The sequence below is a fragment of the Bartonella sp. B1098 genome (assembly GCF_944896145.1).
In the GTDB taxonomy this organism is placed as follows: Bacteria; Pseudomonadota; Alphaproteobacteria; order Rhizobiales; family Rhizobiaceae; genus Bartonella.
On record NZ_CALYLP010000004.1, the window covers coordinates 72,820 to 97,981 of the forward strand.

A 25,162-nucleotide genomic window follows, 5' to 3' on the forward strand; every position below is an offset into this window, starting at 1 on the left:
GATCAATACATAATATATCAGTTATGTCGGCACTTAATCACTCAGCCCCCCCCTGCCTTATTCAAAATATATTGGAAGAGCTTTACGGAATAGGCACAGACGCTAACAATATAGCTTTTCCAGAACCTAAATGGCAAGAAAAGGTTCCACAAATACGGTTAGAAAGTGTTAAAGAAGAGCCAAATGACACATTTTTATCACAAATTGGCCATTTTGCCCCTTCAAGCGTTAAGCCTTGTAAGTCAGAAAACCCAATAAGACTAAACAAACACTCTTGAGGCAAATCATATGACGCAAGTTTTGGCACAACCGGCCACCCTTCTTCCAAACCGCTTGTTAACAACACTGAAATGCCTTTCTCAGCCATCATCAACGCTTGTGTCATATGAGAAAGACTATGATCACTTCGCTCCCCTCCCAAAGCCCCACACAAAATCAGCTTTTTAGCCCCCTTTTGTAGCGCTCTTTCACAAGCCAAAGCACTATCGGTCATATCTTTATCAGAGGGAAAAACCTCACGCGGAATATGGCTGTATTTGTCGATCAGAGTCTGATCAGACGAATCGAAATCCCCTAACCACAACTCAGGTATCACGTTAAGTGCGGCCGCATGACGCATCCCACCATCCGCGGCAATCACTCGACTGTTTTGAATTTGATTAAGCAAACGATCAGTGATAAAAAGGTCTCCGTTTAACAATATCGTAAATGTTGTCATGCCATATTTTGCCTTTCACAAAATTTTCCTCTCTCGCATCCTTTTATTAATGCGCGCTATTTTTTATAAACAATCACCGTGATACAGCCAAACAAATCCTTATCCCTAAAACTTCTCTAAAAAAAACACACACGACACAAAAATACACATGAAATTTGCCAAATTACCCCGCAGAAACAACCTGCACCGCGACCCAACATACCGCATTTTTCAACGAAATTTTCTTTTTCGCTCTCTGCCTTATAAAGCAACTTTCCTCAGTTTAATGTTTCTCCTTTCAGCTTGTCATACGCCCCTTTTTGAACATAATAGGCTTTCTTCCAGATCTTCTGAAACAATCAAACGCACCAACAATAACAATATCTATGTCACATTAAGCGCTCTGCAACACCCCCGTATTTTGCAAATGTATGGTGGCGCTTATTATGATGCAAAACTTGAACGCTTTTTAGCAAAAATTATTCGTAAACTAACCATTGCCTCCCACCATTCTCCTCAAAGCTATCGTGTCACAATTTTAAACTCAGAAAATGTCAATGCATTTGCACTCCCCAATGGCGCGATCTACATCACCCGTGGTATGCTAGCACTCGCCAATGATTCTTCAGAAGTTGCTGCCATTTTAGCCCATGAGATGGCCCATATCAGAGCTAATCATGGCATTTTACGGCTACAAAAAGAAGCCCAATTAAAGAAGATGACACATCACCTGTCTCCACGCTTTCTTTCTTCTATGGGCAAAAATCACAATCCCATACACAACAAGCAACAACTTGCGCAATTTTCCCGCAATCAAGAGCTAGAAGCTGATTCTCTTGCCCTCGAAATGCTCCAACAAGCAGGGTATGATCCCTTTGCTTCACCGCGCTTTCTTCAAACAATGGAAGCCTATAGTGCTTTTCAGAATATTTCTGGTACCCCAAATGCTTCCTTAGACTTTCTAGCTTCTCACCCCACCACTCCTCAACGCATTCGACTTGCGATAGAAAAAGCCCGTAAAATCAGTAAAGAGAACCATCAAATCATCGATCGTGATTCTTTTCTCAAAAGCATTGATGGCATGACTTTTGGAGGAAGCTTTTACACAGGGTTTGTACGAGGCAACCAATTTATTCACCCACAATGGCGCATCGCTTTTTCTGTTCCCAACAATTTTACAATAGAGCATTCAGCACACACAGTTTGGGCGAGTGGCCCCAATAAAATTGCGATTCGTTTTGATGCTGTCCCCTATATTGCTGGAATGTCTGCAAGTGATTATTTGAAAAGCGGGTGGATTATCGGTCTAGACCCATCATCTATCCGCCCCCTCACCATTCAAGAGCTCCCTCATCAAGGCTTCACGCGTCAAGGTCTCCCTAATCAAGGACATCTCAGCCAAAACTTACTTGGAGCACAAGCCCGTGCGATTCATGAGCAATGGCAATTTGATGTGGTTGTCATTCTGTTTAATAATCATATTTTTCGTTTTCTGACGGCAGCGCCCTATAATTCTCAAAATTTTGCAGAAATTGCCCAAAAAACGATCCAAAGCTTTCACCCTCTTTCAACTTTAGAGTTAAAAAAAATAAACCCCTTAAAGATCAGTATTGTCCGCGTTAAACAAGGAGAAAATGTTGCAAACCTTGCCAATAAAATGCAAGATACACCAAACAAAGAAAAACTCTTTCGGATTCTCAATGCCCTCTCACCAACTCAAACGTTACGTGCTGGTACAAAAGTGAAAATTATCACCGAATAAAGCTCCTTTTTCATCTGCGACAATCTTGATTTTTGCCTCTCTTTAATCACGCCTTCCCCACACCTATTCGCAAGTGCAACCAGCTTCCTCATGCCCTACGCCTCCGCACCTCCCCCCTCACAAAGCCTTTCATGGCTTATATATCGTAAGCATCTTCTGAATGAACCGTAAGAAGAGCAGAACGCAATTTCTGCAAAGCCCGTGCTTCAATTTGACGCACGCGTTCTTTCGAAATTCCTAATTTTTCACCCAAAACTTCTAAAGTAGCCCCCTCTTCATTTAAGCGACGAAAGCGAATAATTTCCAGCTCCCGTTCGTTGAGAATTTGCAACGCATCGTAAAGCCATTGCGTACGTCGTTGACCATCAATCACTTGCTCAATTAAAGCATCAGGAAGAGGGCTCTCATCGACCAAAACATCCATCTTCGCAATGGGATTATCACTGTTCTCAGAAACAGAAACGCTCAAGGAATTATCCGAACTGGAAAAACGAAAATCCATTGTTTCAACATCGCGTACGGAAACACCGAGCTTTTCAGCGATTGTACGAAAAATATCCTGTTTTGACAAAGCACTATCATCTTGCACCAGTTTTGCGCGCAAACGCCGCAGATTAAAGAAAAGTGCTTTTTGCGAAGAACTAGTTCCCCCTCGAACGATTGACCAGTTTCGCAAAATATAATCTTGAATAGAAGCCCGTATCCACCATGTTGCATAAGTTGAAAAACGCACTTCCCGATCAGGTTCAAAACGCGCAGCCGCTTCCAACAGTCCCACATACCCTTCTTGTACCAAATCCCCCAAGGGCATTTTGAAACGTTTAAAGCGGTTCGCAATAGCAATCACCAGACGCATATGAGCTGCGGCAATTTGATGCATGGCATCATCATCGCGTTTATCTTTCCATCGCAGAGCCAAATCATGCTCTTTTTGTCGTTCAAGATAAGGTGCTTGCATAGCAGAACGCATCATATTCCGTCCTAGGCTTTTGTCTGCATCGCCATAATTTTTGCTGCTTTTATAAACAGCATTTGAAAGATTACCCATAATAACCCCTTGCGATTAAAATTATCAAAATTGATTTGGTAACGACATCATTCTTCTTTCTTAAAAAGAACTCAAAAGTTGTCCGCTTGTGTGTGTGCTACTTTAGCGTGTAAATTTATAATCGCAATTGTTTTTTTCATGATCATGGTAAAACTTCTTGTCATAAGACATAATTTCACCTGCAAAATGCCCCTACAATATGCCTTTTAGCCTATGAAATATTTGAAAAAAACTTTCTCTTCACTTTTCATGACAAAATAGTAAAAAAAATAAAATGCTCAGACAAAATACATGCTGTTTTTTTTGATGACCGATTCCATTTCCTTTTAATTTTAGAGAATCTGTTTATGCTTTTTACGCTTTCAGCTTTACATTACAACCAATAAGTGTAATCTACAAATATAAACTATCCCAACTGAATAAAAACTGAATAAAAAAGCAGCCTCTAAGTTTTAAAGACGCAAAAAGAAACATCAAAAAACGACAAGAATGATTGAAGCAAGCGCAACAAACGTGTTAAAGAAAGAACAGCATTATGGAGTTGTCGCAAAAGGCTTTTTACCAGTGTCACACTGAGAAAGAAAATGATCATGGATAGCAAGATTGTTCAACAGAATGAGATTCTTCAGGATGATATTCTCATTGAAAAATACGGAAGGGGTAAATTTGAAGGTTTTCGTTTTTATGCCAACAAAAACAATAGCGATCAAACAGGTGAGCAGCAATGCTCAACAGAGAATGAGAATTTGATTCTTGCGTTTTCCAAACGCGCGACACGTTTTTGTGCTTGTGCAAATGGTGATTTTACCCTCAGTTCAGATGGTATTGTGCGCTGGATTGGCCAACCTGTGGGGCAACTTGTTGCGACAGAAGATTTTTTCAAACCCAAACTGATTGTTTTAGCAGACACACAACTCACCGGAGAATCCCGTGACAATGTCATAAAACGATTAGAACGCTTTGTAACCTTTCATTTTGAGACAGCTTTAAAGCCCCTTTTTGATTTACGCAATGCCGATAATTTAACAGATTCAACCAGTAATCTTGCCTTACAACTGTTTAACGCTTTAGGGGTTTTACCCCGTCGCGAAGTTTTAGACCTTGTCAAAAACCTTGCGCAAGAATCACGTGCCGTACTTCGGCGTCTAGGGGTGCGTTTTGGTGCTTTTCATATCTATGTTTCCGGAATGCTTAAACCCGCTCCAGTTCAAGCCATTACCCTTTTGTGGAATCTTCAAAACGCGGGACAAGACCAAACGGGTTTGGGTGAAATTTTTACAGCATTGTCTGCTGGTCGTACCTCTTTAATTGTTGACCCTACCTATAACCGCCAATTTTATCAATTAGCCGGTTACCGGATTTTAGGGCAACGTGCCGTACGGATTGATATTTTAGAACGTCTTGCCAATCTCATCCGCCCCGCCCTTCAGTGGAAACAAGGAAGTGATTCCAAACCTGATGGTGCCTATGATGGTAAAAGTTTTTTTGTGACCCCAGCCATGATGTCCATTCTTGGAGCCAATGGAAACGATATGGAAGAAATCCTCAAAGGACTTGGCTACCAATCATACAGCATAAGCAATACTGTTTTTGAACAAAATCTTCTTGCAGAGCAAAGCTCTTTTCCTGTGGCTGCGACAACACAAGAGGTTCGGCCCGCAGAATGCGTTGGTAGTCTATGGAAAACAATCAGAACTTCACAAACAATACATGAAGAAACAAATACCTCATCCCTGAAGACTTTATCCTCTCATATTGAAAAAGCCCCCCATAAAACCAATTGTTTACCAGCCGCTGAACCTATTGGAAACTTTTCCAAGCCTGCCCTCTCTAAAGCAGAAGATAAAGTTATTTTATTATGGCATTATAAGCATCAATTTCACCATCACACACAAAAAAAACGAGATAAATCTGGACATAAATGGAAAAATAAACTGAAGAGTTCTGTAAAAACAGGGGACAACGCGAATGGAAATTTCCTTCAAGAAGCCCCCTCACCAACAAAACGTTCTCATAAGTTTTATAAATCCCAAGACAAACGTGCAAATTATAAGCCTTTTCGAACAGAAAAACGTCTTAACCCTGATTCACCTTTTGCAAAATTAGCTGTGCTACGCGATCAACTCACCAATCATCAAAACACACACACACTTTCCTCTAAAGAGCATTAAAGTAACAAATGGAGTTTGATCTTGACCCACGTCGTAACCGACAACTGCATTCACTGCAAATATACGGATTGCGTTGAAGTTTGTCCTGTTGATTGTTTTTATGAAGGTGAAAATATGTTGGTCATTCATCCTGATGAATGCATTGATTGCGGTGTTTGTGTACCCGAATGCCCAGCAGAAGCCATTATACCGGATACAGAACCAGGACTCGAAAAGTGGTTAGAACTTAATCTTCATTACGCAAACAAATGGCCCAATTTAACCACAAAAAAAGAGCCTCTTCCTCAAGCCAAAGAAATGGATGGCGTTCCAAACAAATTCGAAAAGTATTTTTCAGAAAATCCAGGAAGTGGAGAAAAGTAATGCTACAGTGTACAGCGCTCTCCTTCAACAATTGAAAGACTTCCCTTGTAAAAATAAAAAATCCTCAAGCGAAATGATTGATTCTTTTGAAGTTTGATGTTAGTGTTATTCTAGCATGATCATCTTTCTAAGTATTTTTCTTTGCTTTTTTTATTAAAGCAATGTATTTTTTTTGGATTTAAAAGTACTCGGCTTTTATGCTCACTTAATTGGTATAATATACTTGGTTAAAGAAAACTCAACCCTCAGGTTTATAACCTGTTTTCCGATGCATTTGTTGATCATAAGGGAGTAAACTAAAATTATGGCATCCCAACATGGAACATCCTCAAAGACTAAAGAATTTGCAACCTCTGAATATATCGTCTACCCCACGCATGGTGTAGGACAAATTATAGCGATTGAAGATCAAGAAGTTGCAGGACATAAATTAAAACTTTTTGTCATTCATTTTGCGAAAGATAAAATGGATGTCAAAGTCCCTATTGCCAAAGCCCTTTCCGTTGGAATGCGTAAATTATCTGCTGGAGATTCCGTCGAACGCGCGTTAAAAGTTTTACGCGGAAAAGCACGCGTTAAACGAACCATGTGGTCCCGCCGCGCTCAAGAATATGATGCGAAAATCAACTCAGGAGATCTTATTTGTATCGCTGAAGTAGTCCGTGATCTTTTTCGCTCTAACCTACAGCCTGAACAATCCTACTCTGAACGTCAACTTTACACTGCTGCCCTTGAAAGAATGGCTCGTGAAATTGCGGTTATTAATAGCCTTTCTGAAACAGAAGCGATTAATCTCATCGAGATGCATCTCTCCAACAAGCCAAAACGCGAATTTAAAACTGAAAGAGAAGAAACAGCTGAAAACAGCGAAGCTGTCTACGCTGCATAATACACTCTATACACTCTTTCATAGCAACAAGATATTTTGATAAAACCAGCTTTTTGCTGGTTTTATTTTTTTATAATCCTCTGTATTCTCAAGAATAAAGCTTCTTAAAGCACCAATAAACACTCTAACTTTTCGACAAATCACAATCGCCACTGCTTCATGCGTTTTATTTCATAGCGAGCTCATTGACTCATCATCATAAGATATCATTTTTATCTTCAATCATCAGTCTAAATACAGAAAGCTTCTCTCCCATTAAACCATTCAAATGCCCCCTCACACATCCCATGTAATTCAAAATATTGATTTATAAAGATAATTTATCATTTTGTCTTATATTGAATTAAAATCTCGACTATCGTAAAGTTCTTTTGTTTCCAACCTATTCTATGTTGAATCAATTAAAAACACTCGCTTACCCGTTACAAGCGGAAAGGTTGCGTGAGTAAAAACTTTACAAAAAAGGCATGTCTCTTATGAATCGTTTCAAGAGTTAAAAGCTATTTGCACACCCACGAGCTCGCAAAGTGTGACAGTACTAGCTTGCGCTTTTATGCAACTTAAAGGTAAATAAATTTTATATTATTTTAGGAGCTCTATCATTATACCCTTAACGAAGCACTGTCGTGAAATGAGCTAAAAAACACGTTACAAGAAGTTCTTAAAAAAAACACATAGATGTACATACAAGGATATCCTTTTTGGGGCGTTTTATTTTACATGATGGTTGTGATCTCATCAAAGAACAAGAAAAGCATCCCCCCAATAGAATCATCTCTCCCAACAAAAGCTTACCCTCTATTCTAGGAAATAGCAGAAAATGCACGCTCGAGAACGCACATTCACCCATCAATCAAAAGGATCTTACCGGTATAGACAGAGAAATAAAAGACTCAGTCCTTAACCACTAAAACGGAACGTCCACGATACATTCCGGTTTTCAAATCGATGTGATGAGGGCGACGCAATTCACCAGAATTTTTATCCTCGATATAAGTCGGCGCCTTCAGAGCATCAGCCGAACGGCGCATGCCCCTCTTCGCTGGAGAGGTTTTTCGTTTAGGTACAGCCATAAAAAGACACTCCAAATCCATTAAAATAGAAAAAGCAATGTCAAAAATGACAATGCTTCATTTAAAAACACCATAAAATTTAAGGGCATTATATACTGATAAAAAAGAAGAGGCAATGTCAAAATGATCTTCCTCTTACCAAAAATAACCTTCCTTTTATCAAAAATGATATCACAATGACCAAATGAAGAGCAAAAGCACCACAAAGTTTATGAGTTTTATACACCCATGAAAGTATTTTCATAAGACTAACATTTAATTTTTTATTTAGCATTATTTTATTTGGCTTTAAAAGGAATTTGTGCATACAGCAAAGATACGCATAATAAAGAGAAATTGATTTTTAATAAAAACCTACATCCATTGATGAACACAAGAAAAAGCAATAGTCTCTCTCTTTGAACGTCATCATTTCATTTTCATAAAAACAAAGGAAGCAAGAATGCACGAATTTACCACTCTTCTTGCAAAACATGGTCAAAGCGTTGAAAATCGACTGAGCACACTGTTAAGTGATCACCTCCAAACTGGTGAAATTTCACGCCCTGAAAACTTAATCAAAGCCATGCGCTATGGGGTGCTGAACGGAGGAAAACGCCTGCGACCTTTTCTTGTGATTCAAAGTGCTGCACTTTTTGATATCCCTGTAGAGCATTCGCTTGATGTTGCATGTGCCTTAGAATGTGTTCACTGTTATTCGCTCATTCACGATGATCTTCCAGCCATGGATAATGATACCCTCCGGCGTGGAAAACCCACTGTCCACATAGAATTTGATGAAGCAACAGCAATTCTAGCAGGCAATGCACTCTTGACATTTGCCTTTGAAATCATTGCCCATAAAGCCAATGCGCTGTCGATAGAGATGAGAATAAAATTGATCACAGCACTTGCACAAGCATCAGGACTTGGTGGTATGATAGGGGGACAGATGCTTGACATTGAAGCAGAAAAAAGACCACAAGCAAGTACTGACATCATCACACTACAACGCATGAAAACAGCTTCTCTGATAAACTTTGCTTGCCAAGCAGGCGCCATCATTGGCAATGCGTCAGAAGAATTATCAACAAAGTTGACGGCTTTTGGAACCTACCTTGGTCTAGCCTTTCAATTAACGGATGATCTTCTTGATGTTACTGCCACCACACAGACTTTAGGAAAAACCGCTGGGAAAGATGAAACAGCACAAAAAGCAACTTTTGTTCGTCTCTATGGCATTGAAGAAACCCAAAAAAAGCGAGATGCCCTCATCACAAAAGCAGAAGCCCTCTTACACCCTTTTGGTATCAAAGCACTCCCTCTCCAACAGGCAGCTCGCTTTAGTGCAACACGCAAAAATTAACATCATCTGCCCTATTATATTCCGCTCTATTGTACAGAGCCTACACCCATCCTCTTTGTTAAATATCCAAGAGATTTTTTCAAAAATCTTACCATTGATTTCCATGATATTATTGGTCCCATCATTTAATGAATATGACAAACTTTGAAGAGGTACATTAAAACAAGCACATGAATTTACAAAACACACGTGTAATAATAATCTCATTGAACTTTTTTGCGCGTTCCTTCTAAAAAAAATACGGACAACAAGTAAATCAATAAATAAAGAGCAAAAATATAAACGAGTGAGAAAAAGCCAAACCTATTGACCATAGATGCACTCATGTAAAAAAATACCAAGAGACTCAGTCTTCCAACGGTTGACAAGAAAGACTCGTATGTCGCCCTGAAATGATCACTCATACAATCATGCAGAATAACTTCCACACGAAGACAATTATACTTAATAAGATAAAAAATCATACAGACTAAAATGACAGCAATTTCTTTTCTTGGCTCAAAGAAAGCCATTGTAAAAATAAGAGAGGCTGAAAGAAACAACAATAAAACAAAATTTATCTTCTCACTGAGTTTTGTAAAGAAAAAACTCGCCAAGAGCTGAGAGAGCAATATCAGTGAAAATGTCACCCCAAGATCAAAATAAGTGACATGAATATGATGATCTTTAAAGATCCACTGCCAATATTGTGAAAAGATATTGAAAAAAATCAATGACAAATAAAAGCATAAAGAGATATAAGGAACTTGAACAAAAGTAGAGACCATCTTTTTAGCTTCACAAATGAAAGAATGTGTCTGAAGTGAATTGACATGACTAGGTCTTTTTTTCCTTTGAGGTTATCAAGAAAAAATAAACCAAAGAATGTTGTCATCAACATTAAAAGTGCTGCGATATACCATATAGATTGGCTCGAATAATCAGCAAAATAAGCACCAATCAAACTAAAGATAAACATGCCAATATAATTATATTGAGAACTTAATCCCAACACTTTTTTAGTCGATGTCACTTTTGCTTTTGCATATTGAACAAGTAAAGCATTATAAGCCCCCGCAATCAATGTCAGCGACACTGCATTAAAAGATTCTGCCACAAGAAAACCGTAAAAGCTTGTCGAAACGCCCATAAGAAAGAGCCATATAGCAGCAAAAGCCGCCGCTAAAACGATTGATATTTTATAACTTTTTCGATCGGCAAAATACCCCAAAGGAATATCGGTAACCATCATAATAAAAGCCTGAAATGACTTAATGATCCCGATATCAATAAGCGTTAAGCCTTTTTCAAGCATATAAAAGACAATAAAGGCGCCTGTTAAAATTCTTACACCGTTAAATAAAAAGCCAAAGGCTAATATACTTGTCATTCATTCCCCCAATAGCGCCAAAAAAGGCATCCATATACATCATTTATATAAATATAAAAGCTCACATTTTATTACAAATAGGGCAATAACCGCTATAAGGATCTTCAGTTTTATCAATTTTATATCCGGAAAAATGCCTGAAAATATCGGAAGAATGCTCCCCAAAATACCGAAAGAAAGAATGAATAAATCACGTTCTTTCTATAATTTTTCTTTTGTCAAAATCTATTATTCCACGAACGCAAGAACCGCCAAAGAACCAGCCACCGCATTATACGGATCTATCAAAGTCTTCATATCGTTTTGCTGAATAGTCTTAACAAACTCAAACGCATCGATATTCGTCATAGGCTTCTGATAAAATGCATAACAGCTGGTTTTATTTGAAATAATAAATGATCCAAGATCTTTACGGTAGTCAAAGCAAGCTATAACAAACAATACATTGATTTATAATCATCATTCATTGTTTTGCATGTCGAATGAGCATCCTGAATATTGTAAAATTCTTTCCCCACTCATAGTGCATCAATTCAAATCACTTAACTGACCCTATTACAAACGGAGATAGCATGTGAGTAAAAACTAAAATACCTCTTATGTAGCGTCTCAGATATTAGAACTGTATGGGAAGCAAGCGTAAGCATATGCAGCTGGTTGTTCTTTTATTAAACTTAAAAGATGAAAGGATGCTCGCTCTATAAGTTTTATATCCTTCACGAGAACTTTACCATTATAGCATTTCATAAACCCCATCGTGAAATGGAAACCTTAAGAGATACCTTTTAAAACAACTTATCCTCTTTACCTCAACCTTGTGCAATTATTTAACCTTGTCCAAAGCGTTTATGAATATAATCACTCAAAAGCCCCTCGAATTCTTCAGCAATATGATCACCCCGCAAAGTTTTTACCTTTTGTCCATCAATAAAAACGGGTGCCACTGGATTTTCTCCCACTCCGGGCAATGAAATTCCAATATCCGCATGTTTTGATTCTCCCGGTCCATTGACGATACATCCCATCACAGCAACCTTCAAACTTTCAACTCCAGGGTATTTTTCACGCCAAACGGGCATATTTTTGTGTAAGTCCGTTTCAATTTTTTGCGCCAATTCCTGAAAGACCGTTGAAGTTGTACGCCCACATCCAGGGCAAGCTGCAACTACGGGCAAAAATTGCCGAAACCCCATCACTTGCAAAAGTTCTTGCCCCACTTTTACTTCTCGTGTCCGATCCCCACCCGGTTCCGGCGTCAAAGAAATCCGTATTGTATCGCCAATCCCTTGCTGTAATAAAATGCCCAAAGCCACCGAAGAAGCCACAACACCTTTTGTTCCCATCCCTGCTTCCGTTAATCCCAAATGAAGAGCATAATCACAACGTTCTGCCAAGGCAATATAGACAGCAATAAGATCTTGAACATCACTCACTTTAGCAGAAAGAATAATTTTATCACGCCCCAATCCCATCTCTTCAGCCCAAAGAGCCGACTGTATAGCCGACTGCACAACTGTTTCCCGCATCACTTCAGCAACCGATAAAGGGTTTTCTTGTCTCGCATTTTCATTCATAAGCTGTGTTAACAACGCATTATCAAGAGAACCCCAATTCACGCCAATGCGAATAGGTTTATGATAACGACAAGCAATCTCAATAATTTCTGCAAATTGACGATCTTTTTTCGCACCAAAACCTACATTTCCAGGATTGATGCGATATTTGGCAAGCGCCTCAGCGCATGCCGGATGCTCTGATAAAAGCTTATGGCCAATATAATGGAAATCTCCAACCAATGGGACAAAAAATCCTAACCGCTCCAATCGCTCACGTATTTTTGGGACAGCTGCCGCCGCTTCATCACGATCAACCGTAATACGAACCAATTGTGAACCCGCTCGCCAAAGAGCAGCCACTTGAGAAACGGTTGCATCAACATCAGCAGTATCTGTATTGGTCATTGACTGTACAACTATCGGGCTCTGCCCCCCAACCATTACATCACCAACAACGACGCCAACAGAGTGACGACGCTCAAGAGGTTTCGATAAAAAATAGGTCGTGCTCATCAAGTCCTCAAACTTTTAAAATCCGCACTATCAGTCATCATTGACATTGACTTTCTCCGTGCTTCAAAGGACGAACATACACCGCCCACCAATCTTAACAGATTGCTTAAAGTCCCATCTGTTACCTCTGATGCAATTTAAGCCCATAAGCGAGATCCATTTCACAGATGCCCAGATAAATCCTACCACGCCTGTTCAGATTCACACTTTTACACTTGGTTGCTTCAAAAAGAAACTGAAATCAAACAAGGATAAGACTATACCTTTAGTGGCATCCTATACTTTACATCCACGTCACCAAAAAACAATATTTTACAATACGCTTATCAAAGCACAATTTTTAAAAATGCATAAAAAATACCACCTAATTAAGACAACATATTGATTTATAATAATCTCTTTTTTACAAATTCGAATAAAAAAACTTAAACATCATCAGCTTCTCTCATTTTAAATCTGTTCATCATCAATACAAACCATGTCCCTTACACACCTAAAAGCGACCATGGAGATAAAAACTAAAAAAGTAAAAATGCTTGAAGAACTGTCTCCAAAAGCGATCGCAACACTTTGAAACAAGCACAAGAAAATGAAGAGACCAACTTAATCCCTTTAAGAAGTAATGATGGGGGAATATACGCATCGGGCTTGATACCCCTCACGAGGGATTACTCTTTGCAAGAGATTTTATCTTATATCCTTCACCCCCATCATGAAATAAATGCAAATCCGTTGAGAAATGCCTCATTAAAAGCAAAACGCTTAAATTTTTACCTCACGCCCGAGCCACATAATCCCCCCCCAAACAATATACCCCCAAGCCGCATAATCAATGCAACCTTTCAAATTTTAAGCCGTTATAGCAAAACCCCAAATACAATTCCAACTGTCATGAACAATTTAATACATGAAGGAGTCAACTAGATGTGCCTATTTTCAACCAATGCCAAAAATACTAAAATTAAAAAACGTATTGCACAATTAAAAAGAGAACTCGTTCCTGTAAATCGCTGGAGTTCTCAAAATGATAACTTTGAAAATATTTCTGAGCTTTTTAACACGTGGAAACAAAAGGGCCGTCATGCGCTTTATCACCTCAACGAACAGGCAACAGAATTAAAGAAAAAAGCAAAAGAAAATCCTAAAAAAACCCTCGCATTAGCTGCAGGATTAGTTTTAGCAAGCGTCTTACTCATACGCAAAAATTACTAACACCAATAATTTCCCCCTTTTCATGCCCGATTCAAAGCGGGCATTTTTTATCGTTGATAAAGCATATACTTTACGTCCCCTAACCTTACGCACCAAAAGGATAAATTTTTCACCCTACAGTCTATCATTCAGCTTTTGATCTAGCGGGATCACTGCACGCATGCAATCCACACCACCACACTAAAAGAACAGTATTTCTAAAGAAAGAAAACTCTGCCATTGATATGCACCCCATACGAATATTTAGTGTGTTAAACACATCTGATCCCTTACCTCAAAGGAGGGAATATTCACTGTAAAATAACAACCCAATTTAATTTCAAACTTCTCCAAGCTTCATTGTAGATATAGACTTAAAATAACAAATTAATAATGGAAAACATTATAATTTTACTCTATGTATTTTTATTTATCATTGTAATTGGGGAAAGGGGGATATTTTGATATTGAGAACTTACACGTCTCTTACGAACAGATCTTGTTTACAAAAATTTTCCTTTAGACAAAAAGAATGTTTTGCAACAGCCGTCTGTACAACATCCTTTGAATTTCAAATACATTCCTTCGCAGCAATTCTTCCATTTTTTTTCAACGCATTTTGCCAAAACATAGAACAAATAAGACAAGCTATTTACAAAAAAGTGCGTGAAAAACAAAAAACCATTCAACAGCTCATTGACCAACTTAAAAGTCCTAAAAATGATCGATTTCAACCCATTCAAGCACAATACGCAGTCCTGCAGATTTACGAACGCGAGTTCTACAAATGCAAGCTTCAGCAATAATCCAACAAGCAAAAGAAGAACGTGAAATGAAAGAATGATAGAGAACGACACAAAGATTATACCCAATCACTTCGTGATCATTAAACTGAAAAAAGGAGCAAAATCATGAACAAAACCATTATCACAGCACTGCTGTTGTGCACTGCCATTATCACTGCTGCTTGCGAAAAAAACTACAGCGTAGCAGAATTTAAAAAAGATAAAAAATTATTCGAAGAATGGGCAGTGAGATGTGGATGGTCAGGAACTTCAAAAAATTGTGAAAACGTACGAATAGCCGATCACGAACTAGCTATAGAACGTCAGAAAAAAGCTGCAGAAGAAAACCGTAAACGTAGAGAAGAATGGGAAAAAAAGCAAAAAGAAGAGGAAGCTACAAGAAAAGAAGAAGATGAAAAGTGGAAAGCTGACGCTGAAAAACAGAGAACTGAAAGTGAAGCTAGAGGACGAGCTAAACTTGAAGAATTACAGAGAATACAAGAAGAGAATATTCATAAAATATTTGAACCTAAAGAACAAACTGAAAAACAACAAGAAAACGACTAAATCAGAAAAATATTTATGGCAACATTGCCTTTAGCTCGATTGATCAGAATTGATTACAAAAAATCATAATAGAGCACAATTTAAAAATTGTGCTCAAGTTTCATAGAAATAAAAAAGGGGAAATAGATTATCAGCAACAGAATAATGCCTTTAAGCGCCCTTCAAGAACTTATCAAAACACACAAGTGAAGAGAGGAGTATTTAAAGAACGATAGAAATAAAAGGTATATTGACCCAAAGAGATAACAGTTTAATCCCTTACAATTATGATATACAACACCACATCTTTTATTTGTTTTATCTACTCGGATAACCGCATCTTGTACACCCTACTTATAGATTACAATATTATATTATACGTTCGTCACTGTAAAACTATAGCAATACAGGTTTCAAACTTAGCATCATTGTTACACACATAGTACACATTGCTAATGACAACATACATATCAGAGATATATTAATGACTTGCCTCATGCTATTGCAAATGTCCCACAAGGAATACACTCGAATAAAAAAGAAGCACCTCCCCCGCACCTGAAAGGAAGAGAATTTTACCCAACTGAAATACTCATCTGGCATTTTTCCAGCCAAGCCCTTCTCACTGTTCACCCATACCGCCCCACATCACAATACCTCAAAGGACGCTGTTGCGAGAGTATAGCAAGCACCTTATCAATTCTCCCCTCGACTGAGTTATTTCAAAAGAAATGGAAGGAATTAAAGAGACATGCGCTTTAATATTTTGTAGAGCATTATTTCACATCATAACCAATAAGAGTTTTAAGAGCTTTAAGAGCTTTAAAAGATAGATCATTACAAACCAAACAAAATCTTCTAAAGTGAACAACCACTTGCTATAAGAAAACGGTATAAAAATTAAATTGAAAAAACCCAAAATTTTATCCTCCAGAATCAACCCGCTGCGAAGTATCCACATATGTCACCACAGACATCCCAGGAATGAGCTTTTCAATCCCTTCCTGACCAGGATCTAAAGCAATCCGTACTGAAATACGTTGCGCAATTTTGATAAAATTACCAATTGTCGTATCTGTTTTTAACAATGAAAACTCTGAACCTGTCGCTGGAGCAAAACGAACCACACGCCCTGTTAACTTTTTGTTGTTCAATGCATCAACAGAAAAAACAACCGGTTGTCCCACACGCATCTGAGAAAGTTGCGTTTCTTTATAATTAGCAATAATCCAAATATCATCAGAAATGACGGAGACCAATTGCGTCCCCGGCATAACATATTGTCCTACCCTAGCGCCAACCAATCCAATATAGCCTGTTCGAGGCGATAAAATCTTTGTATGATCGAGATTGAGTTTTGCCAACTCAACACCCACTTTTGCGCCCGCAACTTCTGACTGTAAACTTTGCCGTTCAAGATTTAATTGTTTTTGCAATTGCCGTTTTGTTTCCAATGCCGCCAAGAGTTGTGAAAGAGGACGAGAAACAGCACTTGCCGCATCACCAAAGCCTAACTTTTTATCAGGAACAACATTGGAGAATGCTCGTGAACGGGCCAATTCGACTTCTGCTGTATTAATTTCACCCTGCAAAAGCTGTGCTTGCAATTCAATACTGGCCAATTTTGCATTTTTTGAATCGAGAACAGCCTGTGCTCGTGCAAGCTGCTGACGAAAAAGAGAATCATCAAGCTCAAAGAGCAGCATTCCCTTTTCAACGCGTTGATAATCTTGCACATAAATACGTGCGATCACCCCAGAGATCTGTGAACTCACCAAAGTAACATCGCCTTTAATGGAAGCATTATCCGTTATTTGAATATTGCTCACAAAAGGAGGAAGTCTCCAAGCCCACAAAATCAGCAAAACCCCCGTAATACCTGACAGGAATGCAACAATCGTAGCCTTTGACCGTAATGCTTTTATCATTTTTTGCACCCCTCTTCTATGACATCACTCTTTTTCTAATGCACGCACAGAGCATGACTTAACAATCATTGTGACAAGAAAAATAACGAATACAACCATTGAAATATAAAAATAAAGCCGAAAAACGTCATCATAAGCAAAAATATTTGCTGTTAACTTAAATTTCTCTATTAATAGAGAAGTCCCCTGATCTTTTCCCAAGCCATGAGCAACAGAAGTACCATAAGAAGGTGAAAATAAAGTATTCATCTCACCAGAAATAAGCGGATCAGTCACAACAATATTTTGTGTTAAGGACTCAAAGTTTTTATGGGCAAAATAAAACTGCAGGCTGCCAAAAAAAGCCGACCCCATCAATCCCCCCGTTACTTGTGTGAGCAAAAAAACAGCAATAAAACTCAAAACATAACGCGGTCCTCGCTCACCAGCGATCGCAAACCCTTTAAAAAGCGCAGGAGGCAAAAAAAGCGCATAACTAAAACTCACCAATCCTTGGCTCAACATCATATCTTGCGGACGCGTTAAATAATTTACACGGCTATCTAAATAAGCGCCAAGAGCCAAGCAACCCAAAGATAACAAATAAAAATAATCCTCACGCCCTGCTCGTAAAAAAAACACACAAACAGCCCCCCCTAACAGAGTCCCCAATGTCACTGCAAAATACATGGACGCCATCTCACGATTGAGCAAACCAAAAAGATTAAAAAAACCGAAGGGCAAATTGGATCGTTCCAACAAGAAAACATGAAAAATCAATAAAATAAAAACAGATTGAATCATTTCTTTACTGAAAATCCAACGCAGATCAATCAATGGTTTTTCTCTATTAAGCTCAATCATAATAGCAACAGCCAAAGAGAAAATAGCCAGTGCAAGCCCCCAACCAATCCATGGCGCTTCATACCACCAATACAAGATGCCAACAGACATAATCACGGCATTAAGACCAAGACCAAGAGCAATCAAACCATAGCTTATCCAATCTAACTTTTGAATAACCTTACTCCGGACAACAGGGGTCAGAGGTAAAGTATAGATACAGACCAAACTGATGAGAACCAACCCCATTTCCAAAGCAGAAAGACTGGAAAAACCACCATTTTCCAGCAAATCAGGAGAAATCAAATGCGATAAAGGTGCTGCTAAAGCCGCATTCATATAATTCAAACTAAGAGCAACAGTAAACTTTTTTGCTGGCGCAAAAGCCTCCATCATATAAAGCAACGCAAGCGAAGCCAAAGGCGCAGCAGCAATCCCAGCAAAAAAGCGAATAATCAGCGCAGAACGCAAATCAGTCACAAAGAGCTGCAACGCGCAAACCAAAACGAAGCCAAGGATTGACAGTTCAGCAAAAGCACGCAATCCAAATTGATAGCGAATTTTGATCAACATAATCGCCACACTGACATTTGGTGCCATATAGGCTGCAACCAACCATGTTGTTTCGGCCAAAGTTGCGTGAAAATCCCCGGTCAGATGAACAATATTAGACTGAACAATATTGGCTCCCAAGCCATAAGCCCATTGCAAAATAAGAGAAGCAAAAATATAAACAAAACATTTCGGCAGAGGTCCCGCAAAAACACGACCAGGACGAGGAAAAGGCTTTCCGCCCCTTTTGGCAGACACAACCGTACTTTTTTTTCCGCTCATGTCACCTTTTCCTAATATACCCTGCTACGCTTCTATCAACACAGAACCATCCGCTGACAATTGCTGGAAAAAAGCCTCGATTTTAGGATTATCCGCATCACTCGTTCCCCCTTCTAACGTTGCTTGAACCTGCAAGATTTGCTGTTCTAAGACATCAAAAGAAAGATGCTCCACAGCCACAACATGCTCGACCAATAAAGAGCAACCCGAAAAGGTAATATTTGCAACACCTCCGCAAACAGCAAAAAGCTTTTCTCCCGCAGAGGTGCGAACACGAACACCCCCCAACACAATGCTTGCCACCAATGGTGCATGATGTGCCATCACGGTCAAAGCCCCTGAAGCTGAAGGAAGAACAACAGACACAACCTGCTCTGAAAACACAATTTTTTCAGGCGATACAAGCTCAAACAAAAAATGCTCTTCTCTATTGTTTTCCACAAAAGTCTCCACACTACCCAGAAGGGCTTTCCGCCCTTTTTAACAACTTACCTTTTTCAACAACTTGCCCTTATTTAACGACAAATATTCACGACAGATTTCTCCTTAAGTAAGAAGCTTCTAATTCAAGAAGCCTCTACCATGAGACGTTTTCCCTTTTCAATGGCTTCATCAATCGAACCCACCATATAAAAAGCAGCTTCTGGCAAGTCATCATAATCGCCCGCACAAAGACCTTTAAAGCCTTTGATTGTGTCTTCCAAAGGAACAAGTTTCCCTGGCGAACCCGTAAAGGCTTCCGCCACATGGAAAGGCTGCGAAAGGAAACGTTCAATTTTACGCGCCCGTCCCACCAGCAGTTTGTCATCTTCAGAAAGCTCATCCATCCCAAGAATAGCAATAATATCCTGAAGGGCTCTATAACGTTGTAAAATGGTTTGCACTTGACAAGCAACCGTATAATGCTCTTCCCCTACAATCAATGGATCCAACATACGCGAGAAAGAATCAAGCGGATCCACAGCTGGATAAATCCCCTTTTCCGCAATAGAGCGCGAAAGAACAGTTGTGGCATCCAAATGGGCAAAAGATGTTGCCGGTGCTGGATCTGTCAAGTCATCAGCCGGAACATAAATCGCCTGAACAGAAGTAATAGAGCCTGTTTTTGTACTGGTAATACGTTCTTGCAAAGCACCCATATCCGTTGCCAAAGTAGGCTGATACCCGACAGCAGAGGGAATACGTCCTAAAAGAGCAGACACCTCAGCCCCTGCTTGTGTGAAACGGAAAATATTATCCACAAAGAAGAGGACATCTTGTCCTTCATCACGGAAGCTTTCTGCAATGGTCAATCCTGAAAGAGCCACACGCGCACGTGCTCCTGGTGGTTCATTCATTTGCCCATAAACAAGCGCACATTTTGATCCTTCTGTTGAACCATTGTTTTCTTTTGGATTCACATTCACGCGACTTTCGATCATTTCGTAATAAAGGTCATTTCCCTCACGTGTCCGTTCTCCCACACCAGCAAACACGGAATATCCACCATGTGCCTTTGCAATATTGTTGATAAGCTCCATAATGAGAACGGTTTTTCCAACACCAGCACCACCAAACAAGCCAATTTTACCCCCTTTTGAATAAGGGGCTAACAAATCCACGACCTTAATACCCGTAACAAGAATCTCCGAAACGGTCGATTGTTCAATATACTCAGGTGCTTCTTGGTGAATAGAACGTGTCTTAGTTGAAGGGATTGGACCCACATTATCCACCGGCTCTCCAATCACATTCATAATACGTCCCAAGGTCGCTTCTCCTACAGGAACGCTAATCTGTGCTCCTGTATCCACAACCTTTTGTCCTCGCATCAGACCATCGGTCGTATCCATTGCAATCGTACGCACAGTATTTTCACCCAAATGCTGTGCAACTTCTAACACCAAGCGATTGCCTAAATTCTCTGTTTCCAAAGCATTGAGAATATTTGGTAATGCCCCTTCAAATTGCACATCAACGACAGCACCAATAACCTGCTTGATCTCACCAACAGCGCCTTTTGCACGTTGTTCTTTTTTCACCGGCGTATCTTTAGCAACACGACGTGCAGGCGCAGATGAAACCTTTACATCCACTTGAGATTTCGAAGCATCTTTTTTCACACCGGAACGAGCAGCTGGTTTCTTTTTTTCACCTTTTTCTGCTCCTTTGCTTGAGGTTACTGCTTTTGCCATCAATCCTTACCTTTTCCATTTAAAGCGCTTCAGCGCCCGCAATAATTTCGATTAATTCTGTGGTAATTTGTGCCTGACGTTGACGATTATAAGCCACCGTCAATTTATTTATCATTTCACCCGCATTACGCGACGCATTATCCATAGCTGTCATCTTTGCGCCCATTTCACCAGCAACATTTTCGAGTAAAGCTCGAAAGATTTGCACTGAAAGATTGCGTGGCACCAGCGCCTCTAAAAGAGAAGCCGCATCAGGTTCATACTCATAAACAACCGCCTCATGAACAATTGCCTCAGACACAATCCCTTGTGAACCTTTAGGCTCTGTCTGCTCCCCAACATCTATTGCTTCAACAGCTGCTTTTGGAGCCCCCATTGGAATCAAGCCAAAAGCTGTTGGGCGCTGATTAATCACGGAAACAAATTCAGAATAAAATAACGTACAGACATCGAAAGCGCCTTCATTGAACAAATCAACAATGCATTGACTAATCATCATCGCCTCTGCAAAACCAATTCGCTTTACAGCATGTAAATCAATGTGATCAATCATCAAACTTTTGTAATCACGCGATAAGATATCCGCACCTTTTTTGCCCACAGTGATAATTTTCACAATTTTACCAGCAGTCAACAGCGTTTTAATTTGCTCACGAGCACGACGAGCAATTTGCACATTAAAAGCACCACATAAACCGCGCTCAGCCGTACACACCACCAAAAGATGCACATCATCGCGCCCTGTCCCACGCATAAGAGCCGGTGCATCAACACCATCCACATCAGCAGCAACACTGGTTAAAATATCGGCCATTCTCTTTGCATAAGGACGTGCCGATTGTGCCACCTCTTGCGCACGATGCAACCGCGCTGCTGCAACCATCTGCATAGCTTTGGTAATTTTCTGTGTTGCTTTAACCGAAGCGATACGGTCTCTAAGATCCTTTAGTGAGGCCATTCAAGCATTCCATCAATTCATCACGAAAAATTTTTCGCATAGGTGTTAAGAACAGTTATCAACTTATCTTTTAGCTCATCTGTTATCTGCTTTTGCTCAGCAATTGCTTTTAAGAGATCTTGATAATCACTCCGCAAAAGCACCAAAAGCCCTTGCTCAAACCGTGCAACATCAGAAACCGCTAAAGAATCAAGATAGCCATTCACCCCTGCGAAAATAACCACCACTTGTTCTTCTGTTTTGAGTGGAGAAAATTGTGGCTGTTTTAAGAGCTCTGTCAAGCGTGCTCCCCGATTTAAAAGGCGCTGGGTTGATGCATCCAAATCAGAACCAAACTGCGCAAAAGCAGCCATTTCACGATATTGCGCCAATTCCCCTTTAATCGATCCAGCAACCTGTTTCATTGCCTTAATTTGTGCTGCCGAACCAACACGCGATACAGAAAGACCAACATTCACAGCAGGACGGATACCCTGATAGAACAAATTGGTTTCCAAGAAAATTTGCCCATCAGTAATGGAAATCACATTTGTTGGAATATAAGCCGAAACATCATTTGCTTGCGTTTCAATGACCGGCAAAGCTGTCAATGACCCTGATCCATTTTCCGCATTCAATTTTGCCGCCCGTTCTAAAAGACGTGAATGAAGATAGAAAACATCTCCCGGATAAGCTTCACGCCCCGGCGGACGACGCAGCAAAAGAGACATTTGACGATAAGCCACTGCTTGTTTTGACAAGTCATCGTAACCAATCAAAGCATGTTGCCCATTATCGCGGAAATATTCACCCATCGCGCATCCAGCAAGAGGTGCAATAAATTGCAAGGGAGCAGGATCAGAAGCAGTTGCCGCAACAATAATAGAATATTCCAGTGCCCCACGTTCTTCTAAAACTTTAACGAATTGTGCCACCGTCGAACGTTTTTGACCGATAGCCACATAAATACAATAAACTTTGTCCTGCTCTCGTCCAGCCCCTTTTTCATGAAAAGGCTTTTGATTTAAAAAGGTATCGAGTAAAATCGCTGTTTTTCCTGTTTGGCGATCACCAATCACCAATTCACGCTGTCCCCGTCCGATGGGGATGAGCGCATCAATAGCTTTTAATCCGGTTGACATAGGCTCATGCACAGACTGACGCGGAATAATCCCTGGGGCCTTAACATCAACACGACGACGCTCTGTTTCCTTAATAGGTCCTTTACCATCGATAGGATTTCCAAGAGCATCAACCACACGACCAAGCAAAGCGGGCCCCACAGGGACATCCACAATAGCGCCCAACCGCTTGACACAATCCCCTTCACGAATCTCGCGATCTGAGCCAAAAATGACCACACCGACATTGTCAACTTCCAAATTGAGCGCCATCCCACGCACACCATTTGGAAAAGCAACCATTTCCCCAGCTTGAACATTATCCAAACCATAAACGCGAGCGATACCATCTCCCACAGAGAGAACCCAACCAATTTCTGAAACCTCAGCCTTTTGGTCAAAGTTTTTGATTTGCTCTTTTAAAATTTTTGAAATTTCAGATGGTCTAATATCCATCAGCTGACCTCTTTTTTCAATGCAAGCTTAAGCGAAGACAATTTTGTGAGAAGAGACGTATCAATTTGAGACGCCCCGACACGAACGATTAATCCACCAAGAATTGTTGGATCCACAATGATGTGGAGCAAAACTTTTCCCCCAACGACACCTTCCAAAGCCTCACACAACTCTTGTTTTTGTTGAGAATTCAACGGATGTGCAGAAACAATTTGCGCAGTAACTTGCCTACGAACGCGTGCGACATGACGCTGAAAAGCCTTTAAAATACCAAATACGGCACTAAGCCTACGGTTTGCAGCAATAACACGTAAAAAATTACCAACAATCTGTCCTGCGTCTTTATCAGCAAATTTGATGTTTTCACAAACAGATTGTATCACCTTAATTTGCTCTTTGACTGAAAAGAATGGACTGAGCACAAAGTGTTTTAAATCCTCATTTTGCTCTAAGACAAGCAAAAAATCCTCCACTGCCTTTTCAACTTTTTCAACGTTTCCTGCTTCTTGAACGCAATTAAAAAGCGCTTGCGCATAGCGTTGATCTACCAACGGCAGCGGTATGAGAGAAAATGAATCCGACACGAAATACCGCCTCTTTCCCTTGAGCGATTCTCTGATATTTATCAGATGATAATGAAACAGACATTCTCAATCTTAAGAATCTTCTTCTTAAAACCTAGAACAAAAACCATTTGGTTTCTAGCATAGACATAGCCGACTCGCAACACCACAAATCGCTGCTTTTTAAAAATTTTAAATAAAATATTCAAAATATTTTTGAAAAGGATTTTTTTTAGATCTGCAGGATAGCATCACGGTTTTTTTATGCCTCTTTTTGACATTTTCATAAGCAATTTTCACGTTTTTTATTGTACTTCAAACGCTCTTGCCACCCCCAAAAACGGTTCTTCTTTAAAGATTATTCCTCTTATTCTACAAAAGTTTTGCGAGAAGCGAGAAGCGACTAAAAAAATCTATTATTTCAAATGGACAAGCAAAAAATAATAACGGATATCTCCTTAAAATTAACAAAAATGATCCTTTTGTTTTAAATGCCCACTCTTTTTAAAACATTTCACCAAGTATATTTTCTTGCAAAAAAACTTTCCAAAAACACTCTTATGTATACAGAACTTCTAGAAGGTGCCAACTTATATTTTGTGTGAAAAGATAGGGAGCCTTAACGGCTTTATTCATTTATGCAAAGCGTTTACATTATTGATGAGCAACATCATAAAATGAATACCAACACTCTGAGAAATATTTGCTCAAACAATGACTCAAACAAGCAGATGAAAGTAACCATAATGACATTCTGTTTTGGGAATACTCGATTGGGAGCGTTCTGCTTTGTATGAAAAATCTTCTTCCATTAAAAAACGAAAGGAACAAAAGTGTAAGAAATGGAGCATCTCCATTTCGTGACAGCACCCATGAATGCGATAAACCTCCATTGAGCCCCCATCTTTACGTTTGATCAGAAGCAAACCAACGGCTCTCACCCATTGCCTTAATGTTGCGATAAACCCTTGACACTTGAGACAGTTCATAAGAGGCATGCCTTTCTTGGATAATTCCAC

20 protein-coding genes and 1 pseudogene are annotated in these 25,162 nt (G+C 39.6%); 7 read left to right on the forward strand and 14 right to left on the reverse strand.

The genetic code is table 11. The features are described 5' to 3' along the window. Window positions 1-82 precede the first annotated feature (82 nt). Window positions 83-718, reverse strand: coding sequence for a thiamine diphosphokinase (locus NNJ85_RS07845; RefSeq protein WP_254475019.1), 636 nt, complete (start codon window positions 716-718; stop codon window positions 83-85). 148 nt (window positions 719-866) lie between these two features. Between NNJ85_RS07845 and NNJ85_RS07850 the strand changes: the two genes are divergently transcribed. After that, a complete protein-coding gene (locus NNJ85_RS07850; protein ID WP_254475020.1) occupies window positions 867-2,459 on the forward strand; it encodes a M48 family metalloprotease in 1,593 nt (530 codons plus the stop codon). A gap of 136 nt (window positions 2,460-2,595) precedes the next feature. Here NNJ85_RS07850 and NNJ85_RS07855 read toward each other — a convergent pair whose 3' ends face one another. Further along, the gene (locus NNJ85_RS07855) at window positions 2,596-3,507 is read right to left on the reverse strand and encodes an RNA polymerase factor sigma-32 (RefSeq protein WP_254475021.1); all 912 of its coding nucleotides are present in this window, start codon (window positions 3,505-3,507) and stop codon (window positions 2,596-2,598) included. A 584-nt stretch (window positions 3,508-4,091) separates the two neighbouring features. On the opposite strand from NNJ85_RS07855, the gene NNJ85_RS07860 reads away from it, so the two are divergent. From NNJ85_RS07860 to NNJ85_RS07870, 3 genes are all read left to right on the forward strand, one after another. Further along, window positions 4,092-5,678, forward strand: coding sequence for a hypothetical protein (locus tag NNJ85_RS07860; RefSeq protein ID WP_254475022.1), 1,587 nt, complete (start codon window positions 4,092-4,094; stop codon window positions 5,676-5,678). Between the two features lie 21 nt (window positions 5,679-5,699). Beyond that, window positions 5,700-6,041 (forward strand): ferredoxin FdxA, encoded by a 342-nt coding sequence (gene fdxA / locus NNJ85_RS07865; protein WP_254475023.1) that lies wholly within the window; start codon window positions 5,700-5,702, stop codon window positions 6,039-6,041. A gap of 304 nt (window positions 6,042-6,345) precedes the next feature. Next, on the forward strand, window positions 6,346-6,930 hold the full coding sequence (locus NNJ85_RS07870) for a CarD family transcriptional regulator (RefSeq protein WP_005774557.1): 585 nt from the start codon (window positions 6,346-6,348) through the stop codon (window positions 6,928-6,930). A gap of 893 nt (window positions 6,931-7,823) precedes the next feature. Here the strand turns inward: NNJ85_RS07870 and rpmF are convergent. Beyond that, window positions 7,824-8,003, reverse strand: coding sequence for a 50S ribosomal protein L32 (gene rpmF, locus NNJ85_RS07875; RefSeq protein ID WP_005774555.1), 180 nt, complete (start codon window positions 8,001-8,003; stop codon window positions 7,824-7,826). Window positions 8,004-8,445: 442 nt separating this feature from the next. Here rpmF and NNJ85_RS07880 point away from each other — a divergent pair, with 442 nt between their 5' ends. Further along, on the forward strand, window positions 8,446-9,348 hold the full coding sequence (locus tag NNJ85_RS07880; RefSeq protein ID WP_254475024.1) for a polyprenyl synthetase family protein: 903 nt from the start codon (window positions 8,446-8,448) through the stop codon (window positions 9,346-9,348). 203 nt (window positions 9,349-9,551) lie between these two features. Here the strand turns inward: NNJ85_RS07880 and NNJ85_RS09770 are convergent. Together NNJ85_RS09770 and ispG are read right to left on the reverse strand one after the other, a co-directional pair. Continuing rightward, a pseudogene (locus tag NNJ85_RS09770) lies at window positions 9,552-10,717 on the reverse strand (MFS transporter). A gap of 827 nt (window positions 10,718-11,544) precedes the next feature. Further along, a complete protein-coding gene (gene ispG / locus NNJ85_RS07890; protein WP_254475026.1) occupies window positions 11,545-12,786 on the reverse strand; it encodes a flavodoxin-dependent (E)-4-hydroxy-3-methylbut-2-enyl-diphosphate synthase in 1,242 nt (413 codons plus the stop codon). Between the two features lie 924 nt (window positions 12,787-13,710). Here ispG and NNJ85_RS07895 point away from each other — a divergent pair. Continuing rightward, on the forward strand, window positions 13,711-13,998 hold the full coding sequence (locus NNJ85_RS07895; protein ID WP_254475032.1) for a hypothetical protein: 288 nt from the start codon (window positions 13,711-13,713) through the stop codon (window positions 13,996-13,998). 693 nt (window positions 13,999-14,691) lie between these two features. Here the strand turns inward: NNJ85_RS07895 and NNJ85_RS07900 are convergent. Further along, window positions 14,692-14,853 carry a hypothetical protein gene (locus NNJ85_RS07900; protein ID WP_254475034.1) on the reverse strand — a complete coding sequence of 54 codons (162 nt, stop codon included), beginning with the start codon at window positions 14,851-14,853 and terminating at the stop codon, window positions 14,692-14,694. A gap of 35 nt (window positions 14,854-14,888) precedes the next feature. Between NNJ85_RS07900 and NNJ85_RS07905 the strand changes: the two genes are divergently transcribed. After that, window positions 14,889-15,329 (forward strand): EexN family lipoprotein, encoded by a 441-nt coding sequence (locus tag NNJ85_RS07905; protein WP_254475036.1) that lies wholly within the window; start codon window positions 14,889-14,891, stop codon window positions 15,327-15,329. A 902-nt stretch (window positions 15,330-16,231) separates the two neighbouring features. Here the strand turns inward: NNJ85_RS07905 and NNJ85_RS07910 are convergent. The 8 genes from NNJ85_RS07910 to NNJ85_RS07945 form a co-directional block, all read right to left on the reverse strand. Next, a complete protein-coding gene (locus NNJ85_RS07910; RefSeq protein ID WP_254475038.1) occupies window positions 16,232-17,236 on the reverse strand; it encodes an HlyD family secretion protein in 1,005 nt (334 codons plus the stop codon). 24 nt (window positions 17,237-17,260) lie between these two features. Then, the gene (locus tag NNJ85_RS07915) at window positions 17,261-18,892 is read right to left on the reverse strand and encodes an MFS transporter (RefSeq protein ID WP_254475040.1); all 1,632 of its coding nucleotides are present in this window, start codon (window positions 18,890-18,892) and stop codon (window positions 17,261-17,263) included. A 24-nt stretch (window positions 18,893-18,916) separates the two neighbouring features. Continuing rightward, on the reverse strand, window positions 18,917-19,333 hold the full coding sequence (atpC, locus tag NNJ85_RS07920; protein WP_254475042.1) for an ATP synthase F1 subunit epsilon: 417 nt from the start codon (window positions 19,331-19,333) through the stop codon (window positions 18,917-18,919). Window positions 19,334-19,458: 125 nt separating this feature from the next. Further along, window positions 19,459-21,066, reverse strand: a complete 1,608-nt coding sequence (gene atpD, locus NNJ85_RS07925; RefSeq protein WP_254475043.1) for a F0F1 ATP synthase subunit beta — start codon at window positions 21,064-21,066, stop codon at window positions 19,459-19,461. Window positions 21,067-21,085: 19 nt separating this feature from the next. Next, the gene (locus tag NNJ85_RS07930; protein WP_254475044.1) at window positions 21,086-22,024 is read right to left on the reverse strand and encodes a F0F1 ATP synthase subunit gamma; all 939 of its coding nucleotides are present in this window, start codon (window positions 22,022-22,024) and stop codon (window positions 21,086-21,088) included. Window positions 22,025-22,044: 20 nt separating this feature from the next. Further along, the gene (gene atpA, locus NNJ85_RS07935) at window positions 22,045-23,580 is read right to left on the reverse strand and encodes a F0F1 ATP synthase subunit alpha (RefSeq protein WP_254475045.1); all 1,536 of its coding nucleotides are present in this window, start codon (window positions 23,578-23,580) and stop codon (window positions 22,045-22,047) included. Then, a complete protein-coding gene (gene atpH, locus NNJ85_RS07940; protein WP_254475046.1) occupies window positions 23,580-24,164 on the reverse strand; it encodes an ATP synthase F1 subunit delta in 585 nt (194 codons plus the stop codon). Before atpH ends, atpA begins: the two co-directional genes overlap by 1 nt. Before the next feature lie 698 nt (window positions 24,165-24,862). Then, window positions 24,863-25,132, reverse strand: a complete 270-nt coding sequence (locus NNJ85_RS07945; RefSeq protein ID WP_254475047.1) for a hypothetical protein — start codon at window positions 25,130-25,132, stop codon at window positions 24,863-24,865. Window positions 25,133-25,162 lie beyond the last annotated feature (30 nt).

Bases quoted from the DNA above. Each gene is read 5' to 3' on its own strand.
- rpmF (WP_005774555.1), bottom strand. From the start codon at position 8,003: ATGGCTGTACCTAAACGAAAAACCTCTCCAGCGAAGAGGGGCATGCGC.
- NNJ85_RS07895 (WP_254475032.1), top strand. From the start codon at position 13,711: ATGTGCCTATTTTCAACCAATGCCAAAAATACTAAAATTAAAAAACGT.
- NNJ85_RS07845 (WP_254475019.1), bottom strand. From the start codon at position 718: ATGACAACATTTACGATATTGTTAAACGGAGACCTTTTTATCACTGAT.
- atpA (WP_254475045.1), bottom strand. From the start codon at position 23,580: ATGGATATTAGACCATCTGAAATTTCAAAAATTTTAAAAGAGCAAATC.
- atpD (WP_254475043.1), bottom strand. From the start codon at position 21,066: ATGGCAAAAGCAGTAACCTCAAGCAAAGGAGCAGAAAAAGGTGAAAAA.
- NNJ85_RS07905 (WP_254475036.1), top strand. From the start codon at position 14,889: ATGAACAAAACCATTATCACAGCACTGCTGTTGTGCACTGCCATTATC.
- NNJ85_RS07860 (WP_254475022.1), top strand. From the start codon at position 4,092: ATGATCATGGATAGCAAGATTGTTCAACAGAATGAGATTCTTCAGGAT.
- NNJ85_RS07870 (WP_005774557.1), top strand. From the start codon at position 6,346: ATGGCATCCCAACATGGAACATCCTCAAAGACTAAAGAATTTGCAACC.
- NNJ85_RS07850 (WP_254475020.1), top strand. From the start codon at position 867: ATGAAATTTGCCAAATTACCCCGCAGAAACAACCTGCACCGCGACCCA.
- NNJ85_RS07930 (WP_254475044.1), bottom strand. From the start codon at position 22,024: ATGGCCTCACTAAAGGATCTTAGAGACCGTATCGCTTCGGTTAAAGCA.
- NNJ85_RS07910 (WP_254475038.1), bottom strand. From the start codon at position 17,236: ATGATAAAAGCATTACGGTCAAAGGCTACGATTGTTGCATTCCTGTCA.
- NNJ85_RS07880 (WP_254475024.1), top strand. From the start codon at position 8,446: ATGCACGAATTTACCACTCTTCTTGCAAAACATGGTCAAAGCGTTGAA.
- NNJ85_RS07945 (WP_254475047.1), bottom strand. From the start codon at position 25,132: ATGAACTGTCTCAAGTGTCAAGGGTTTATCGCAACATTAAGGCAATGG.
- NNJ85_RS07915 (WP_254475040.1), bottom strand. From the start codon at position 18,892: ATGAGCGGAAAAAAAAGTACGGTTGTGTCTGCCAAAAGGGGCGGAAAG.
- NNJ85_RS07855 (WP_254475021.1), bottom strand. From the start codon at position 3,507: ATGGGTAATCTTTCAAATGCTGTTTATAAAAGCAGCAAAAATTATGGC.
- ispG (WP_254475026.1), bottom strand. From the start codon at position 12,786: ATGAGCACGACCTATTTTTTATCGAAACCTCTTGAGCGTCGTCACTCT.